Genomic DNA, 17,131 nt, shown 5'->3' with positions numbered 1-17,131 from the left:
CTGCGGGAACTACGTGATGTCGCGCTTCTGGTTGCCCGCCCAGCCGAGGCCGAAGAAGAGCATCGTCCACGCGAAGAAGATCAGCGCCGAAGCCCACCACGAGAGGACGCCGGGTGCGCCCGCCGTGAGCTGCAGCACCAGCTGCGATCCGGAGCCCACGCTGGCCGGCAGGGCGAGCGAGTTGAACCCGAAGGCGTCCGCCGCGATGCCGCCGACGATCCCGTTCGCGGTGCCGTTCGGCAGGATCCCGCCCAGGATGCGGACGTCCGCCCAGCCCCAGAACGCGATCACCAGGACGTTCTCCACGATCAGAAACCACACCAGCAGCAGCACGACCGCCAGCGGCACACTGCGCAGCACCGCGCCGAAGCCGATGCCGAACAACGTCACCAGCACCGCGGCCAGCACCGTCCCGCCGAGCGCGGCCAGCCACTGGCCGGTGGTCGGCCAGCGGCCCGAGTCGACCGACGTCATGACCGCGACCGCCGAGACGCCGAAGCTGACCACGCCGTAGATGGCGCCCCACACGACGTAGGTGAGCATCTTCGCGGTCAGCGCCGAGATCCGGTTCGGCGCGGTGAGGAACGTCGTCGTGATCGTCTTGCTGCGGTACTCGCCGGCCAGGGCGAAGACGCCGAACAGCGCCGGGACGAGCTGCGCGATGTTGACGCCGTGTGCCAGCGCCAGCAGCCCCACCGGGATCTTGTCCGGGTCGAGGCCGATCGATTCGCTGACCTGCTTGGCGTCGCCGCTGCCCAGGAAGTCCGCGAAGTTGTTCGTGAGGCTGCCCCACGCGAAGGTCAGCCAGAACGCCACCAGCACCAGCGGGATCAGCAGCACCCACCACGTGTTCAGCGAGAGCGTCTTGCGGAACTCCGCCTTGATCAGGTTGCCCATCACTGCTGCGGACCTCCCCAGTACTGCTGCTGTTGCTGCTGGTGCTGCGGACCCGGCGGCGGGCCCTGCTGGTAGTGCTGCTGCGGCGGATAGCCGGGCGGCGGCCCCTGGTACTGCGGCTGCGGCGGGTAACCCGGCGGCGGCTGGCCCGGCGCGCCGGTGTACTGACCCTGCGTCAGCTGGAAGAACATCCGCTCCAGGTCGGCGTGGTCCTCCTGCATCCCGTAGACCGCGATCCCGGCCTTCGCGGCGATGTCACCGATCTGCTGGACGCTCGACCCGGCGACCGAGACCCGGCCGTCCGGCGTCGGTGAAACCCCGGTGATGCCGTTCTCCTGCAACGCCTTCACGAGCGCCGACGGGTCCGCCGGCTGCACCAGCACCCGCGACTGCTGGCTCCGGCGCAGCTGCTCCAGCGGGCCGTAGTAGCGCGTGACGCCCTGGCTGATGATCACGACCTGGTCGATCAGCTGCTCGACCTCGTTGAGCAGGTGGCTCGACACCAGGACCGTCCGCCCCTGCTCGCGGGCGTACGACCGCAGGAAGTTGCGCAGCCAGAGGATGCCCTCCGGGTCGAGGCCGTTCGTCGGCTCGTCGAGCACGAGGACCTGCGGGTCACCCAGCAACGCCGTCGCGAGCGCCAGCCGCTGCCGCATGCCGAGCGAGAACCCGCCGGCCTTCCGGTCCGCGGCGCTGCCCAGGCCGACCAGGCCGAGCACCTCGTCCGCGCGCCGGTCGGGCACGCCGATGGCCGCGGCGTACACCCGGAGGTGTTTGCGCGCCGTCCGGCTCGGGTGGAACCCCTCGTTTTCGAGCACCGAGCCGACCACCCGCGCCGGGTTCCCCAGCTGCGAATGCGGGCGGCCGTTGATCGTCGCCGTCCCCGATGTGGGTGTCACCAGTCCGAGCAGCATGCGCAACGTCGTCGTCTTGCCGGCGCCGTTCGGACCCAGGAAGCCCGTCACCGAACCCGGCTCGACCGTGAAGCTGAGGTTCTGTACCGCGTTCACCGCGCCGAACTGCTTGCTCAGGTTCTGCACCACAATCCGGCCACTGCCGTCGTGCATACCGTCCCCTAACGTTCCCCGCTGATGCGGCGTCATCCTGCCCTACCCACGCCGGCCGTGCGCACGGAACGCGCGAACCCGCGGAGAGCGACCTTCGTCACGTTCCGCTACTGCCGGGAGCGTTGACCTGAGGTTTCCCGGACCGGGTCAGATCAACTTGGTAAAGAATTCGTGCGACTTGCCGACCCGGTGCAGCGAAGTCGCCGCCAGCCCTCTAAGCTAGGAATCGGCGGCCCGCTCCCAGTGACCCCCAGGCTGGTTGAGCGGGTCGCCCCTTTTTGTCCGGAAGAACCCGGACTTTCCGCGTCACCGCAGGTCTGTGGCATCGTGACGCGATGCGGATCTTGCTCGTGGAGGACGAACGGCGGCTGGCCGAGGCGCTGCGGGCCGGGCTGACCGCCGAGGGGTACGCCGTCGACGTCGCCCACAACGGGCGGGACGCCCTCTGGCACGCCACCGAACACCCGTACTCCGCGATCATCCTGGACATCATGCTGCCGGGGCTGAACGGCTATCGCGTCTGCCGGCGGCTGCGGGAGCAGGGGAACAGCACTCCCATCCTGATGCTCACCGCCAAGGACGGCGAGGACGACGAGATCGAGGCCCTCGACACCGGGGCCGACGACTTCCTCCCGAAGCCCTTCTCCTACGGCGTCCTCCTCTCCCGCCTGCGCGCCCTGATCCGCCGCGGCGGCGCCACCCGGCCGGGCGTCCTCAAACTGGGGGACCTCGAACTCGACGAGGCCGGCCGGACCTGCCGGCGCGGCACGGCCGACATCACGCTCACCGGCAAGGAGTTCGCCCTCCTCGCCTACCTCATGCAGCGGCCCGGGCAGGTCGTCACGAAGGCCGAACTGGTCGACAACCTCTGGGACTTCGCCGCTTCCGCCACGGCCAACCTGGTGGAGGTGCACGTAAGCGCGCTGCGGCGCAAGATCGACGTCCCGTTCGGGGCCGAGACCATCCGGACGGTCCGCGGCGCCGGTTACCACGTGGTGACCGCGGGCGCCTGACTTCTGGCGGTGGCCGGAAAAGGGGAGCGGGCCCCTGCCGGTGAACGACAGGGGCCCGCTCGGGTCGGATAGTTCAGGCGAGGACGGTGTCCAGCGGCGTGTGCGGCAGGTCGTGGGCCACCGCGACCGGGCCGTTCGTCAGGGCGCCCGCGTGCGTGTTGAGGCCCTTCGCGAGCGCGGCGTCGGCCTGCAGCGCGGCCTTCCAGCCGTGCTCGGCCAGCTGGACCGCGTAGGGCAGCGTGACGTTCGTGAGGCCGTAGGTCGACGTCCGCGGCACCGCGCCGGGCATGTTCGCGACGCAGTAGAAGAGGGACTCGTGCACGGTGTAGGTCGGGTCGTCGTGCGTGGTCGGACGCGAGTCGGCGAAGCAGCCGCCCTGGTCGATCGCGATGTCGACGAGCACGCTGCCCGGCTTCATGCGGGCTACCAGGTCGTTCGAGACCAGCTTCGGTGCCTTCGCGCCCGGCACCAGCACCGCGCCGATGACCAGGTCGGCCTGCAGCACGGACTCCTCGACCGACAGCCGGTTCGACGTCACCGTGCGGATGCGGCCCCCGAAGTCGTTGTCGATCTGGCGGAGGCGGTCGACGTTGGTGTCCAGGATCTCGACGTCCGAGCCGAGGCCGAGTGCGACGCGGGCGGCGTTCAGGCCCGCCACACCGCCGCCGATGACGACGACGCGCGCCGGGTGCACGCCGGGGATGCCGCCGGGCAGCACACCGCGGCCGCCGCTGGGCTTCATCAGGGAGAACGCGCCGACCTGCGGGGCCAGCCGGCCCGCGACCTCGGACATCGGGGCGAGCAGCGGAAGGGCGCCGCTCGCGGTCTGCACCGTCTCGTAGGCGATCGCGGTGGTGCCGGCGGCCAGCAGCGCTTCGGTCAGCGGCCGGTCGGCGGCGATGTGCAGGTAGGTGAAGAGGACCTGGCCGGCGCGCAGCCGGGGGTACTCCTCGGCGATCGGCTCCTTGACCTTGAGGACGAGCTCGCCCTCGGCCCAGGTCTGGTCGGCGGTGGCGAGGATCTTCGCGCCGGCGTCGACGTACTCCTCGTCGGTGATCGAGGAACCGGCCCCGGCGCCCGTCTCGACGAAGACGTCGTGTCCGCGGCTGACCAGCTCGTGCACCCCGGCCGGGGTCAACGCGACCCGGTACTCGTGCTTCTTGATTTCACGGGGAACGGCGATACGCACGGTCGGCCTCCTGGGTCGGTCTGCGTCCGGAATCGGTGCGGTGTTGCCACTCACGGTGAGCCACCCGGACGGCGGTGTCATCGTGCTGAGCGGACAGTTCTTCCGGCCATTCATGGTGCTCTTCGGACAAGGTCCTTGACTTCGACTTCACTTGAAGTTGCAGCGTGGGGCCATGCGCGCGGTGTGGTTGAGAGAGTTCGGTGGTCCGGAAGTGCTGGTCCCGGGGGACGCGCCGGATCCGGTGGCGGGGCCCGGCCAGGTGCTGGTGGAGGTGGCGTTCGTGAACACCACGTTCGTCGAAACGCAGTTCCGGGCGGGCGCTCCGGGGCCGTTCCGGGCTTCGCTGCCGGTGATCCCGGGCAACGGCGTCGGCGGCCTGATCAGCGCGGTCGGCGCGGGCGTGGACCCGGGGCTGGCCGGGCAGCGTGTGGTCACGTCGACGGGCGGGTCCGGCGGGTACGCCGAGCGCGTCGCGGTGGACGCGGCGACGGTGTTCGAGGTGCCATCCGCGCTGTCGCTCGACGCGGCGGTGGCGCTCCTCGCGGACGGCCGGACGGCGACCGGCTTGGTGCATGCGGCCAGGGTGCGCCCGGGCGATCGAGTCCTGGTCGAGGCGGCGGCGGGTGGTGTCGGCGGCCTGCTGGTCCAGCTGGCGAAGGCGGCGGGAGCCACGGTGATCGGCGCGGCGGGCGGGCCGGGGAAGGTGGCTCGCGTGCTCGGGTCCGACGCCGTCGTCGACTACCTCGCGCCGGACTGGACGTCTTCGGCCGGCGAGGTGGACGTCGTGTTCGACGGCGTCGGTGGCGCGATCGGCACGGCGGCGTCCGGCCTGCTGCGCCGCGGCGGCCGGATGGCGATGTACGGCCTAGCGGGCGGCGCGTGGGCCGATGTGTCCGAAGAGGACGCCGAGGCGCGGGGAATTTCGCTGGTGCGGTCGATCGGGGGACCGGAGGAGATGCGGGCGTTCACGGAGTCGGCGTTGGCGGAGGCGGCGGCGGGCCGGCTGGTCCCGGTGATCGGCCAGCGTTTTCCGCTGGAGAAGGCCGCCGACGCCCACGCGGCGATCGAATCCCGCGCCACGGTGGGAAAGACGCTCCTGGTCGTCTGAGTGACCTGCTCGCCGGCTCGCTCTGTGCCGTGAAGGCCACCTTCAGGAACTTAGAGTTCCTGAAGGTGGCCTTCACGGACTTGCCGTGGGAGCGGGGGGTCAGGCGCGGTAGGCCGTCCACGAGTTCTTCATCCGCGTGGCCTGGCCCGCGGTGAACTCGTACATGCAGCCGTCGTAGCTGTAGTCCATGAAGTTGTGGACCGGGTCCTTGCCCGTCGAGGTGCAGGTGTCCTTGTCCGCCGGGCAGCCGGACGTCGCCGTCGCTTCGGCCGGGGTGTCCGACACGTAGTCGCCCGAACCGGAGCAGCCGCCCTGGAACGTGTGGTAGAGCCCCATCCAGTGGCCGACCTCGTGCGTGGCCGTGTCACCTTCGTTGTAGTTCGCCGCCGAGCGGCCGGGCAGCGACTCGTCGAGGATGACGACGCCGTCCAGTTTCGGCTGCGAGGCGTAGCTCGACGGGAACGTCGCCCAGCCGAGCAGGCTGTCACCGAGGTTGGCGGTGTAGATGTTCAGGGCGTTCTTGCCGCCCTTGCGCAGCGCGTTCTTCATGTTGCGCTCGGCCGACGTGCCGTCGGTGATGCCGGTGTACCAGGTGGAGTTGTTCGTGTAGTCGGTGCTGACCAGCGAGAAGCTGAAGCCGCTGGAGGAGTACGCGCTGTTGAGCACCGAGATCTGCTTGCTGATGGTCGACGCCGGCAGGTTGCCGGTCGAGCCGCTGGTGATCACGTGGAAGTACACCGGGATCGACACGGCCGCCGTCGCGTCCGCCGCACGCGCGGTGCGCTTGCCGGCGAGCTTGCTCTGCATGTCGGCCTCGATGCGGGCCGCCTCCGCCGGGGACACGCTGTCGGCGTGGCCGTCCTTGCTGCGGTCCGCGGCGTGGGCAGGGGTGAAGCAGTCGCCGCTGGGCGCCGCGACGGCGCTCCCGGCTGTGGTCCCCGGGACGGCCAAGGCGACCAGGGAGAGTGCGGACACCGCACCCAGCTTGACGGCCCTGGCGAACCGCTCCGAACTGCTCATGGAGGAACTCCTCTTGCAACGACCCGGCTACCCGGGGTGGTGAAGAGAAAATGCGGCACGCGATCTTCGGAAACCACCATCTTTCGGCTGGAAAAGACAATCCGAACGATCGGCGCGATCCATGCGGAGTAACGCATGGGACGGGCGTTGGGCCGAATGGCCCATCAGCTCCAGTGCAGGGCGACGAGCTGGGTGAGCAGCGCCAGCCGGACGTCGGGGTCGTCGAGGTCCAGCGGCACCAGCTCCAGGAGCTTCCGCATTCGGTACCGCAGGGTGTTCGGGTGGATCCGCAGCTCCCGCGCCGCCGCCCGCGGGTCGCCGGGGTGCCGCAGCCACTCGTAGAGCGTCTCGACGTAACCGGCCTTGCTCGTCTCGTCGTGGGCGCGCAGGGCGCCCAGCGGGCCGAGGTCGGCGACCTTCGCCGCGGCCGCCGCCGTCGCGCCGCGGTGCAGCGTCAACGCCGTCCAGGCTTCGTCGAAGGCGATCACGCGCTCGCCGGTGAGCTCGGCGCGCAGCAGGCCGAGGGCTTCGTCGGCCTGGGCACGCGACGCCGAGAGGTCGCCGATCTCGCCGGGGGCGCCGGCCGCCGCCCGCGGAGCACCAGTGCGACGAGACGGTCCCGTCGCGACGAGAGCCTTGCGCAGTTCCGCCCAGCCGCCGGGGCCTGGCCGGTCCGGCACCACGGCGTAGAGCAGCCCGCCCAGCTCGGTCGCCACCGGACGGGTGCCGATGCCCTGGGAGATCCGTTCGAGCAGGGCGAGCCGCAGGCCCTCGGCGTCGCGGCCGTCGCCGCCGGTGACCTCGATGACGACCACGCGGTGCGGCTCGTCGGCCAGGTCCAGCTCGGCCATCGCCTTGCGCGGGTTCGCCCGGCCTTCGAGCATCGCGCGCAGCAGCTCGGCCGACGCGCGGCGCTGCGCGTCGGTGTGCGCGCGGCGCCGCAGCAGGTGCAGCGCGACGACCGGAGCGGCGTCGGCGAACGCGGCCGCGCGCTCGTCGGACACCGGCCCGGCGACCACCGCCCACATCGAGCCGAGCAGCTCGCCGCCCATCCGGATCGGCACGATCAGCCGCGGCAGCGTGCCGTCGCGCTGGGCGGGCACGAAGATCGTCTGGCGCCCGCGGGACAGCTCGCGGAACACCCCGCGCGACCTGAACCGCGCGAGGACGTCGTCGGGGATGCGGCGACCCATGATCGTGGCCACGCGTGCGGGGTCGGTGAGGTCCTGGCGCGCGGAGTAGGCGAGCACGCGCGAGTTGGTGTCCTCGATGGTCACCGGCGCGTCGACGACGCTCGCGACGGCGTCGGCCAGCCGGAACAGGTCGCCGGAACCGGGGTCGAGGTCCTCGGACTCGTCGGCGAGGGCGTCGAGGACGGTCCGCAGCAGCCAGACGAGCTGGGCCCACGACGTCGCCGCGTGCACCTGGATGAGCGCGATCCCGCTGGCCTTCGCGGCCCGTTTCACGGCGGGTTTCGCGGCCACCGGCGGCTTGAGGAGCACCGCGGCCGCGCCCTGACCGGCGCTCTGTTTCACCAGCTCGGCGGCGTCTTCCGGGCCGACCGTGGCGACGCCGAGCACGAGGTCGCCGGCGGACAGGGTGACCGCGCCGCCGGGCTCGGCGATCACGACGTCGGCGACCGCGGGCGAGTCGTCGGGCACCTGGAGCGCGTGGAGCAGCGTCGGCCCCACCCGGTCGACCACGCTGCGTACCGAGACCACGGGATCATTCTGGCCGAGAAACCGCTCGAAGGCTCGGTAGGGTCGCCGGGGTGAGGGATGCCCGGCGGATCGTGGAAAGCGGTTACGACAGTGTGGCTGAGCGGTACCTCGAGTGGAGCGCCCGGATTCCGGACGACCCGCGGCGGCGGTTCGCCGCGGAGCTGACCGGCCGCCTCGACGACGGTGCCCAGGTCCTCGACCTGGGCTGCGCGACCTTCCACTGAGTGCTCGGCCGGCGCTGAGTGCCGCCGAGACCGGGCCTGCCGGGGCGGTGGCGGGCGGACGCGCCGCCCCGGCAGGCGTTCAGGGGGTATCGCTCACGGGGCTCCCGGGATTTCGGAAATGCCGGACCGCTGATCGATCCCGGGTCCGGGGAGGCGCCGACTCTATGTCATCGACGCAAGCTTTCCCAGCCGGTTCCCCCATTCTTCGCAATGGTGGAAAACTCTTGCCGGGAATTCTGGGAGAGCGAAAAGAAACCGTCCGGGACGCGGGAAGCCCTTGTGGCAAGGGAAACCCACCCCGGTGTGCGCCCGGGTCGGGCGTATGGCATCCTCTCGCGATCAACCGGAAGGTTTCGCCGGGGAAAGTGCGAGGTGGTCGGCTTGTACGGACGTGACGTGGCGGAATGGCAAAAGATGATCGACGCGGGCAAGGCGATTCTGATCGCCCGCGCGGTCGTGGACCGGACGATTTCCTTCGGTGAATTCGCGGCCGCGCTGACCCGGCGAACCGGGGTTGCCGGGTTCGACTTCACCACCAGTGCCGGCCGCGCGAGCATGGCGTACCTGCTCGACCGCATCTCCGAAGCCGCGTTCGACGAGGCGGGCGGGCGGCTGCTCGGCGCGCTCGTCCGGAACCTCGGTGCCGACGACGCCGGGCCCGGCTTCTACCGGCTCGCGAGCCGCAAGGGCGTGGCCGTGCCCCGCACCCGCGGCGGGCGCCGGCTGTTCTGGGCCCAGCACGTCCGCGAGCTGCACGAACACTTCGCCGGAGTCGGCAGGCGGCCGGCCGCAGGCTGATCGGGCAAGTGTCGTCCGGGGCTCCGCCCGGCTCCGAGGGGAACCGCCTCGCGCTGCAGCAGCCCGGCTAACGCGACAGGACCGCGGTCAGGACCCGCCACAGCTCGCCTGCCGGGTCCTCGGCCGGCTGCCGGGAACGCCACGCGACGATGCCGTCGGGACGCACCAGCGAAGCCCCGCCCGCCGAAAGGCCGTACCGGGACGCGAACGCGTCGCCGCCGACCACGTGGCAGTCGAGGCGGACGCCCAGTTCCGCCGCGATGTCCGCCGCGGCCGGACGCCACCGCGTGTCGTCGGCGGCGCACAGCAGCACCCACGATTGCCCGATAAGGTCCAAAGTGGACCCCAGGACCGGCGCCCGGAAGCCGGGCCGCCCGGTCGGCGCGTGGACGTCCTCGACGCGCTCGCCGTCGTCCGGTCCTTCCGGCAGCACCGCCGTCGAGCGGTAGCGGAACCCGAGCTGGATCCCCAGCGGGTCCTCGGCTTTCGTCAGCCCGGAGACGTCGAGATCGGGATGCATGCGCTGCTTCATGTTGTGCAGCGACGCGTCGATGATCATCCGCGCGATCGGCTTCCGCTCGGCTTCGTAGGTGTCCAGCAACGCCGGACCCGCTTCACCGCGCAGGACCGCGGCGAGCTTCCACGCGATGTCCGCGCCGTCGCCGACCGCCGTGTTGCCGCCCATCCCGCCGGTCGGCGGGGTCACCTTCGCCGCGTCGCCGGCCAGGAAGACCCGGCCGGCGGAGAACTTCTCGGCGAGCCGCGCGGCGATCTCCCACGGGCCGGTCCAGACGATCTCGGGTTCCAGGCCGGGCAGGTCGGTGGCGGCGCGGATCATCGCGACCAGCCGGTCGTGGGGGAAGTCCGCCGGGCTTTCGCCCCGATCCGGGTGGTAGTCCGGCGCGAAGACGTACCGGTCCGGCACGTCGGTGTTCACCAACGCGGCCGAGAAGTCCGGGTGCTGCAGGTAGAACAGGTCGGCCAGGCCGGGCTTGACGCGGTCGCCGAGGTCGGCGTCGAACACCACGCCGAGGCAGTGGCCCAGCGCGTCCGGCCCGGTGGTCCCGATGCCGAGCCGCCGCCGGATGCCACTGCGGCCGCCGTCGGCCGCGACGACGTACTCGGCGCGCACCACCGTCTCCTCGCCCGAATCCCGGTGCCGCAGCGCCGCGGTGACGCCGTCGTCGTCCTGCGTCAGCTCGACGAGTTCGGTCCGGAACCGCACCCGCGCGCCGGCTTTCTCGGCGTGGGCCAGCAAGATCGGTTCGACGACGTCCTGCCCGGCCGTGCCGGCGGGCAGCGTGGTCGAGGCCGAGACGTCGAACTCGCTGCCGTCCTCGACGATCCGGTGCAGGACGTGGCCGGCGAGGCTGGTCGCGACCGTGATCCGCATGCCCCCTGACGCTCGCGGGCTCGCGGCCAGGACCTCGCGGTCGATGCCCGCCCAGTGGAACAGCTCCATCGTGCGCCAGCTCTGCCCGGCGGCGCGAGGGTGGACCGACGTCCCGGGGTGCCGTTCCACGGTCAGCACTTCCACTCCTTCGCGCGCCAGGAACAGCGACGCGGTCAGCCCGCCCAGCCCGGCCCCCACGACCAGGACCTGCACTCGCTCCGTCATGACTTCCTCCCTGTCCATGAATCTCATTTGTCAAATATCTTAGCTACAGAGAGACCTTGTCGGCAAGTAGGCTGGCTCCCAGGACGTGGGAGCAGTTGGGTGCTCCGTTCGGCCGCAGTAGCTTCGCCTGGCAGCCCTCCAGAACCCTTGAGCCGCAAGGAGAAACCGATGGCCGAGACTTCGGCGTGGTCGTTCGAGACCAAGCAGATCCACGCGGGCGCCGCGCCGGACCCGGCCACGGGCGCGCGGGCCACCCCGATCTACCAGACGACGTCGTACGTCTTCCGCGACAGCCAGCACGGCGCGGACCTGTTCAGCCTCGCCGAGCCCGGCAACATCTACACGCGGATCATGAACCCGACCCAGGACGTGCTGGAGCAGCGGCTCGCGGCGCTCGAAGGCGGCGTCGCGGCGCTGGCGTTCGCGTCCGGCTCGGCCGCGACCACGGCGGCGATCCTGAACCTCGCGGGCGCGGGCGACCACTTCGTCTCGAGCCCGTCGCTCTACGGCGGCACCTACAACCTCTTCCACTACACGCTGCCGAAGCTCGGCGTCGAGGTCACGTTCATCGAGGACCAGGACGACCTGGAGCAGTGGCGTGCCGCCGTCCGGCCGAACACGAAGCTGTTCTTCGCCGAGACGCTGGCCAACCCGGGCAGCAACGTCTTGGACATCCGCGGCGTCGCCGACGTCGCGCACGAAGCGGGGGTCCCGCTCGTCGTCGACAACACCGTGCCGACGCCGTACCTGCTGCGCCCGATCGAGCACGGCGCCGACGTCGTCGTGCACTCCGCGACGAAGTACCTCGGCGGGCACGGGACCACCGTGGCCGGCGTGCTGGTCGACGGCGGCACGTTCGACTTCGGCAAGGACCCCGGGAAGTTTCCGGGCTTCAACGAGCCGGACGCGAGCTACCACGGCCTGAAGTACTGGGAGGCGCTCGGCCCGGGCGCGTACGCGGCCAAAGCGCGCGTCCAGATCCTGCGCGACACCGGCGCGGCGATCGCGCCGCTGAACAGTTTCCTGATCCTGCAAGGCATCGAGACGCTGTCGCTGCGCCTCGAGCGGCACGTGGCGAACGCGCGGGCGCTGGCCGAGTGGCTCGAACAGCGTGACGAGGTCGAGAAGGTGTACTACGCCGGCCTGCCGTCGAGCCCCCACTACGCCAACGCGCGCAAGTACCTGCCACGCGGTGCGGGCGCGGTCCTGTCGTTCGAATTGCGCGGCGGCGACAGTGCTGTTGCGGCAGGCCGCAAGTTCGTCGACGGCACCGAGCTGCACAGCCAGCTGGTGAACATCGGTGACGTCCGCAGCCTGATCGTGCACCCGGCCTCGACCACCCACAGCCAGCTGACGCCGGCCGAGCAGCTGTCCAGCGGCGTCACGCCCGGGCTGGTCCGGCTCGCCGTCGGGCTGGAGGGGATCGAGGATCTCAAGGCCGATCTCGAGGCCGGATTCCGGGCGGCCAAGGCCGAACTGTGAGTGTCACCGGCGCCTGGCGGATCGGCGATCCGCCAGGCCGCCGGAAGTTCGTCACCGGCCCCGGCGCGCTCGCGCTGGAGGCCGGTGGCGTGCTGCCTTCCTTTTCGCTCGCGTACGAAACCTGGGGGACCCTGAACTCCGACGCGTCCAACGCGATCCTCGTCGAGCACGCGCTGACCGGCGACAGCCACGCCGCCGGGCCCGCCGAGCCGGGGCACCCCAGCGCGGGCTGGTGGGACGGGCTGATCGGGCCGGGGAAGGCCCTGGACACGAGCAGCTGCTTCGTCGTGGTCCCGAACGTGCTGGGCGGCTGCCAGGGGTCGACCGGGCCGTCGTCGCCGGATCCGGCCGGACGGCCCTGGGGCAGCCGGTTCCCGGCGGTGACGGTGCGCGACCAGGTCGCGGCCGAAGCGGTGCTGGCGGACGCACTGGGCATCGACCGGTGGGCGGCGATCGTCGGCGGGTCCATGGGCGGGATGCGTGCCCTCGAATGGGCGATTTCGCTGCCCGCCCGGGTGGCTTCGGTACTGGTGCTGGCGTCGGCCGCGCGGGCGTCGGCCGAGCAGATCGCGTGGGCGGCGCCGCAGCTGCACGCGATCCGCGGCGATCCTTCTTTTCACGGCGGTGACTACTACTCGGCGCCGTCCGGGCCGCATGTCGGCCTGGGCATCGCGCGGCGGATCGCGCACGTCACCTACCGCAGCGAGCCGGAGCTGGCCCGGCGGTTCGGCCGGGCGGCCCAGGACGGCGAAGACCCCTTGCGAGGCGGACGGTTCGCCGTCGAGTCCTACCTGGATCACCACGCCGGCAAGCTGGCACGCCGGTTCGACGCGAACAGCTACCTGGTGCTGACGGAGTCGATGAACACCCACGACGTCGGCCGCGGCCGCGGCGGCGTGGCGGCCGCGCTGGGCCGGGTGACGGCGCGGGCGGTGATCGGCGGCGTCGACAGCGACCGGCTCTACCCGCTGTACCAGTCGGCGGAGATCGCGGCCGCGCTCCCGGGCGCGCCCGAGCCGTCGGTGGTGTCGTCGCCGTACGGCCACGATTCGTTCCTCATCGAAACCGGGCAGATCTCGGCCCTGGTCAAGGCCTTGCTGGGCTAGCGCGGTCAGTCCTGGCCCAAGCGGCGAGTCAGTCCGAGACGGCTTCCGAGATCCAGGGGGCCACCGGCAGGTCGCGGTCCAGGCACTCCACCGACAGCCGGATCGTCCAGCGCAGTGCCTGCAGCACCAGGCTGTCGACCTCCTCCGGTGCCGCGTTGGCCAGCGCGATCTCGACCTGCTCCTGCGCGGCTTCGGTGTTGCCGTGCACCTCCGCGAGCAGTGTCCGGACCGCGGTCCGGACCGGCGGGTCGGCCTGGTCGATCGAGACCTCTTCGCCGTCCTCGTCGAACACCTGGACCTTCACCGGCGCGCTGCCCCCGTCGCCGAGGGTGGAGACCATCGCACTGCACTCGCCGAAGAGCAGCAGCATCAGCGCCTTCGTCTCGTCCGCGCGAGCCTGCGGTTCGACGGCCGTCGGCGCGACCTCGACGAGGGCTTCGGCGTCGTCACCGAGGCTCAGCGCGGTCAACGCGCGCTGAGCCTTCTCGACGAGCTCCTGCTCGTTCCAGTCCGCATCCACGTGCCCCATCAAACACCAGCGACGCCACTCGTGGGGATACCTTGATCCGGGTCGGTCATCCGGCCGCGCGAAGGGCACCCAGCGCGAGCCGGCTGAGCAGTTCGGCGAGTTCACCGTCACCGAGATGGCGGTTGTACGGCGTCGAGTTGATCAATCCGAACACGGCGTGTGCCGCCGACCGGGCCTGCAGTTCTCCCAGGCCAGGGACCGCTTCGCGGATCACGCGCACCCACACCTCGACGTACTGGCGCTGCAGGGCGCGCACCTGCTTGCGGTCGGCGTCGGTGAGGTTCGCGAGGTTGCGCTCCTGGACGGTGATCAGGGCCGGGTGCGCGAGCGCGAAGCCGACGTGGAACGCCACCAGCCCGGCCAGCGTGTCGTCCGCGTCGCCCGGCCGGCTCGCCCACGTCGTGCCGCCGTCGAGCAGGTAGCGGCTGATCGAGTTCAGCATCTCGCCGAGGATCGCGTCCTTGCTGCGGAAGTGCCGGTAGAGCGCCGGGCCGGAGATGCCGACCGCGGCGCCGATGTCGTCGATGCCGACGCCGTGGAAGCCGTGGTGGGCGAACAGTTCGGCGGCCGCGGACAGGATTTGCTCGCGCCTGTTCGCCTTCTCGCCGTTCACGAGCGGCGTGGGGTTGGCCGACATCCCGCCATATTAGAGCGGCAGGTTAGCGAGCGCTAACACGCGTTCCCGCCTTCCGACGTGAGCCGAGTGGGTTACTTACTGGTAACCGGCTCTTCCTTGTGGGGCTTCCACCTGCTGTTCTATTTGGGTCGGCCCTGTCACAAAGGAGTGACCCATGGCTGTTCCCACCCGTAATTTCCGGCGATCCCTCCTACGGTTGAGCACGGCCCTGGGGGCCGTCGTTCTTGCTTCTCTCGGCGTCACGGGCCTCGCCCAGGCCGCCGGGACCGTCTACGCCGCGCTCGGCGATTCCTACTCCTCGGGAGTCGGCTCCGGCAGCTACGGCAGTTCCGGGAGCTGCTACCGCAGCTCGAAGGCCTATCCGCAGCTGTGGGCCAACGCCCACAGCGGCACGTCGCTCACCTTCCTCGCCTGCTCGGGGGCGAAGACCGGTGACGTGATCAACCAGGCGAACTCGATCCCGGCGTCGGCCACGCTCGTCACGGTGACCGTCGGCGGGAACGACGCCGGCTTCAGCGACGTGATGACGACCTGCACCCTCGGGAGCGACTCCGACTGCGTCAACCGCGTCAACACGGCGAAGACGTACGTCAACAACACGCTGCCGCCGTTGCTGACCAACACCTACAACGCGATCAAGGCCAAGGCGCCGGGGGCCCGGCTCGTCGTCCTGTCCTACCCGCGCTTCTACACCGTGCCCGGCTCCTGCTGGGTCGGGCTGAGCGACACCAAGCGCACGGCGATCAACTCGGGCGCGGACGCGCTCGCGGCGGTCACCCAGCAGCGCGCCGCGGCGGCCGGGGCGACGTTCGTCGACGTCCGGCCGTCGTTCGCCGGCCACAACATCTGCTCGTCGGCCGACGACTACCTGCACAGCCTGACCTGGCCGGTGATCGAGTCCTACCACCCGACCGCGGCCGGGCAGTCGGGCGGCTACTTCGCCCCGCTGCGGGCAGCCATCGGCTGAGTGCACTGTCATGAAGGGCACCCTCATGGCCTTTATGTCCATGAGGGTGCCCTTCATGGCATTCCGGTGACTGGACACCCACGTTAGCGGTCGCTAACATCGAAACGGAGGTTAACGCCCGCTAACTTCGAGGGAGCTCATGGACACGCCGGCACTGGGGACTTCGGCTGCCCCGGACAGCGAGGCCTATGCCCGCAACGCCACATCCCACGCGGAGCTGGTCGAGGACCTCCGCAAACGTCTGTCGAGCGCCCGGCTCGGCGGCCCGGAGAAGTCCCGCGCCCGGCACGTCGAACGCGGCAAGCTGCTCCCGCGCGACCGCGTCGACACGCTGCTGGACCCGGGTTCGCCGTTCCTCGAGCTCTCGCCGCTGGCCGCGAACGGACTCTACGACGACGAGGCGCCCTCCGCCGGGATCATCACCGGGGTGGGACGGGTCTCCGGCCGCGAGTGCGTGGTCGTCGCCAACGACGCCACCGTCAAGGGCGGCACGTACTACCCGATGACGGTGAAGAAGCACCTGCGCGCCCAGGAGGTCGCGCTGCACAACAACCTGCCGTGCGTCTACCTGGTGGACTCCGGCGGCGCGTTCCTGCCCAGGCAGGACGAGGTCTTCCCGGATCGTGAACACTTCGGCCGGATCTTCTACAACCAGGCGACGATGTCCGCGCGCGGCATCCCGCAGATCGCCGCGGTGCTCGGTTCGTGCACGGCCGGCGGCGCGTACGTCCCGGCGATGAGCGACGAGGCCGTGATCGTCCGGAACCAGGGCACGATCTTCCTCGGCGGCCCGCCACTCGTGAAGGCCGCGACCGGCGAGGTCGTGACGGCGGAGGAACTCGGCGGCGGCGACGTCCACGCGCGCCAGTCCGGCGTCACCGACCACCTGGCCGACGACGACGCGCACGCGCTGCGGATCGTCCGCTCGATCGTCTCGACGCTCGGGCCGCGCACGCCGCGTCCTTGGGATGTCCTGCCGACCGAAGCGCCCGCGGTCGACCCGGCCGAGCTGTACGGCGTCGTGCCGACCGACCCGCGCGTGCCCTACGACGTCCGCGAGGTGATCGCCCGGATCGTCGACGGCAGCCGGTTCGGCGAGTTCAAGAAGGAGTACGGCGCGACGCTGGTCACCGGGTTCGCCCGGATCCACGGCCACCCGGTCGGCATCATCGCGAACAACGGCGTGCTCTTCGCCGAGTCGGCGATGAAGGGCGCGCACTTCATCGAACTCTGCGACAAGCGCTCGATCCCGCTGCTGTTCCTGCAGAACATCACCGGGTTCATGGTCGGGCGGGCGTACGAGGCCGGCGGCATCGCCAAGCACGGCGCGAAGATGGTCACCGCGGTGGCCTGCGCGCGGGTGCCGAAGTTGACCGTCGTTATCGGCGGCTCCTTCGGCGCCGGCAACTACTCGATGTGCGGCCGGGCCTACTCGCCGCGGTTCCTCTGGATGTGGCCGAACGCGCGGATCTCGGTGATGGGCGGCGAGCAGGCGGCGTCGGTGCTGTCGACGGTCCGCCGCGACGCCATCGAAGGCCGCGGCGGCGAGTGGTCCGCCGAGGACGAAGAGGCGTTCAAGGACCCGATCCGCGAGCAGTACGAGGCGCAGGGCAGCCCGTACTACTCGACCGCGCGGCTGTGGGACGACGGCGTGATCGATCCCGCGGACACCCGCACGGTCCTCGGCCTGGCCCTCTCGGCCGCGGCCAACGCGCCCCTGTCCGAGGTCAACTACGGCGTCTTCCGGATGTGATG

General features: G+C 71.0%; 16 protein-coding genes. 8 read left to right on the top strand and 8 right to left on the bottom strand.

Annotated elements, in window-relative coordinates:
- Positions 1-9: 9 nt before the first annotated feature.
- Entirely contained in the window at positions 10-897 is an 888-nt protein-coding gene (locus tag A3CE_RS0115995; protein ID WP_020641104.1) for an ABC transporter permease subunit, read from the bottom strand.
- Positions 897-1,964 carry an ABC transporter ATP-binding protein gene (locus A3CE_RS0115990; RefSeq protein WP_020641103.1) on the bottom strand — a complete coding sequence of 356 codons (1,068 nt, stop codon included), beginning with the start codon at positions 1,962-1,964 and terminating at the stop codon, positions 897-899. The genes A3CE_RS0115995 and A3CE_RS0115990 overlap by 1 nt, the downstream gene beginning before the upstream one ends.
- 335 nt (positions 1,965-2,299) lie before the next feature.
- Between A3CE_RS0115990 and A3CE_RS0115985 the strand changes: the two genes are divergently transcribed.
- Complete coding sequence (locus A3CE_RS0115985; protein ID WP_020641102.1) at positions 2,300-2,977, top strand: response regulator transcription factor; 678 nt, start codon at positions 2,300-2,302, stop codon at positions 2,975-2,977.
- A 73-nt stretch (positions 2,978-3,050) separates the two neighbouring features.
- Here the strand turns inward: A3CE_RS0115985 and ald are convergent, their stop codons facing one another.
- A complete protein-coding gene (ald, locus tag A3CE_RS0115980; protein ID WP_020641101.1) occupies positions 3,051-4,166 on the bottom strand; it encodes an alanine dehydrogenase in 1,116 nt (371 codons plus the stop codon).
- A 172-nt stretch (positions 4,167-4,338) separates the two neighbouring features.
- Here ald and A3CE_RS0115975 point away from each other — a divergent pair, with 172 nt between their 5' ends.
- Positions 4,339-5,274, top strand: a complete 936-nt coding sequence (locus tag A3CE_RS0115975) for a zinc-binding dehydrogenase (RefSeq protein ID WP_020641100.1) — start codon at positions 4,339-4,341, stop codon at positions 5,272-5,274.
- Positions 5,275-5,373: 99 nt separating this feature from the next.
- Here the strand turns inward: A3CE_RS0115975 and A3CE_RS0115970 are convergent, their stop codons facing one another.
- Both A3CE_RS0115970 and A3CE_RS0115965 read right to left on the bottom strand, forming a co-directional pair.
- A complete protein-coding gene (locus A3CE_RS0115970; RefSeq protein WP_020641099.1) occupies positions 5,374-6,294 on the bottom strand; it encodes a zinc metalloprotease in 921 nt (306 codons plus the stop codon).
- Positions 6,295-6,458: 164 nt separating this feature from the next.
- The gene (locus A3CE_RS0115965) at positions 6,459-8,015 is read right to left on the bottom strand and encodes a PucR family transcriptional regulator (RefSeq protein WP_020641098.1); all 1,557 of its coding nucleotides are present in this window, start codon (positions 8,013-8,015) and stop codon (positions 6,459-6,461) included.
- 50 nt (positions 8,016-8,065) lie between these two features.
- On the opposite strand from A3CE_RS0115965, the gene A3CE_RS55195 reads away from it, so the two are divergent.
- Positions 8,066-8,239 (top strand): hypothetical protein, encoded by a 174-nt coding sequence (locus A3CE_RS55195; protein ID WP_245589535.1) that lies wholly within the window; start codon positions 8,066-8,068, stop codon positions 8,237-8,239.
- A 396-nt stretch (positions 8,240-8,635) separates the two neighbouring features.
- On the top strand, positions 8,636-9,037 hold the full coding sequence (locus A3CE_RS0115955; RefSeq protein ID WP_245589534.1) for a hypothetical protein: 402 nt from the start codon (positions 8,636-8,638) through the stop codon (positions 9,035-9,037).
- Between the two features lie 67 nt (positions 9,038-9,104).
- Here A3CE_RS0115955 and rdmE read toward each other — a convergent pair whose 3' ends face one another.
- Positions 9,105-10,655: an aklavinone 12-hydroxylase RdmE gene (gene rdmE / locus A3CE_RS0115950; protein ID WP_020641095.1), complete on the bottom strand. Its 1,551-nt coding sequence runs from the start codon at positions 10,653-10,655 to the stop codon at positions 9,105-9,107.
- 168 nt (positions 10,656-10,823) lie between these two features.
- On the opposite strand from rdmE, the gene A3CE_RS0115945 reads away from it, so the two are divergent.
- Both A3CE_RS0115945 and metX read left to right on the top strand, forming a co-directional pair.
- A complete protein-coding gene (locus tag A3CE_RS0115945) occupies positions 10,824-12,137 on the top strand; it encodes a bifunctional o-acetylhomoserine/o-acetylserine sulfhydrylase (RefSeq protein WP_020641094.1) in 1,314 nt (437 codons plus the stop codon).
- The gene (gene metX, locus A3CE_RS0115940; RefSeq protein WP_020641093.1) at positions 12,134-13,243 is read left to right on the top strand and encodes a homoserine O-acetyltransferase MetX; all 1,110 of its coding nucleotides are present in this window, start codon (positions 12,134-12,136) and stop codon (positions 13,241-13,243) included. The genes A3CE_RS0115945 and metX overlap by 4 nt, the downstream gene beginning before the upstream one ends.
- Positions 13,244-13,271: 28 nt before the next feature.
- On the opposite strand, the gene A3CE_RS0115935 is transcribed toward metX, so the two are convergent.
- Positions 13,272-13,772: a hypothetical protein gene (locus A3CE_RS0115935; protein ID WP_020641092.1), complete on the bottom strand. Its 501-nt coding sequence runs from the start codon at positions 13,770-13,772 to the stop codon at positions 13,272-13,274.
- Positions 13,773-13,818: 46 nt separating this feature from the next.
- A complete protein-coding gene (locus A3CE_RS0115930) occupies positions 13,819-14,409 on the bottom strand; it encodes an SACE_7040 family transcriptional regulator (protein WP_020641091.1) in 591 nt (196 codons plus the stop codon).
- A gap of 154 nt (positions 14,410-14,563) precedes the next feature.
- On the opposite strand from A3CE_RS0115930, the gene A3CE_RS0115925 reads away from it, so the two are divergent.
- Complete coding sequence (locus tag A3CE_RS0115925) at positions 14,564-15,376, top strand: SGNH/GDSL hydrolase family protein (RefSeq protein ID WP_026468534.1); 813 nt, start codon at positions 14,564-14,566, stop codon at positions 15,374-15,376.
- Between the two features lie 139 nt (positions 15,377-15,515).
- Positions 15,516-17,129, top strand: a complete 1,614-nt coding sequence (locus A3CE_RS0115920) for a carboxyl transferase domain-containing protein (protein ID WP_020641089.1) — start codon at positions 15,516-15,518, stop codon at positions 17,127-17,129.
- Positions 17,130-17,131 lie beyond the last annotated feature (2 nt).

The organism is Amycolatopsis balhimycina FH 1894 (assembly GCF_000384295.1).
Classification (GTDB): Bacteria; Actinomycetota; Actinomycetes; order Mycobacteriales; family Pseudonocardiaceae; genus Amycolatopsis; species Amycolatopsis balhimycina.
This window is presented reverse-complemented; position numbering and strand designations above follow the sequence as displayed.

Bases quoted from the DNA above. Each gene is read 5' to 3' on its own strand.
- A3CE_RS0115920 (WP_020641089.1), top strand. From the start codon at position 15,516: ATGGACACGCCGGCACTGGGGACTTCGGCTGCCCCGGACAGCGAGGCC.
- A3CE_RS0115975 (WP_020641100.1), top strand. From the start codon at position 4,339: ATGCGCGCGGTGTGGTTGAGAGAGTTCGGTGGTCCGGAAGTGCTGGTC.
- A3CE_RS0115990 (WP_020641103.1), bottom strand. From the start codon at position 1,964: ATGCACGACGGCAGTGGCCGGATTGTGGTGCAGAACCTGAGCAAGCAG.
- A3CE_RS0115935 (WP_020641092.1), bottom strand. From the start codon at position 13,772: ATGGGGCACGTGGATGCGGACTGGAACGAGCAGGAGCTCGTCGAGAAG.
- A3CE_RS0115945 (WP_020641094.1), top strand. From the start codon at position 10,824: ATGGCCGAGACTTCGGCGTGGTCGTTCGAGACCAAGCAGATCCACGCG.
- A3CE_RS0115995 (WP_020641104.1), bottom strand. From the start codon at position 897: ATGGGCAACCTGATCAAGGCGGAGTTCCGCAAGACGCTCTCGCTGAAC.
- A3CE_RS0115970 (WP_020641099.1), bottom strand. From the start codon at position 6,294: ATGAGCAGTTCGGAGCGGTTCGCCAGGGCCGTCAAGCTGGGTGCGGTG.
- A3CE_RS0115930 (WP_020641091.1), bottom strand. From the start codon at position 14,409: ATGTCGGCCAACCCCACGCCGCTCGTGAACGGCGAGAAGGCGAACAGG.
- A3CE_RS0115925 (WP_026468534.1), top strand. From the start codon at position 14,564: ATGGCTGTTCCCACCCGTAATTTCCGGCGATCCCTCCTACGGTTGAGC.
- A3CE_RS0115985 (WP_020641102.1), top strand. From the start codon at position 2,300: ATGCGGATCTTGCTCGTGGAGGACGAACGGCGGCTGGCCGAGGCGCTG.
- rdmE (WP_020641095.1), bottom strand. From the start codon at position 10,655: ATGACGGAGCGAGTGCAGGTCCTGGTCGTGGGGGCCGGGCTGGGCGGG.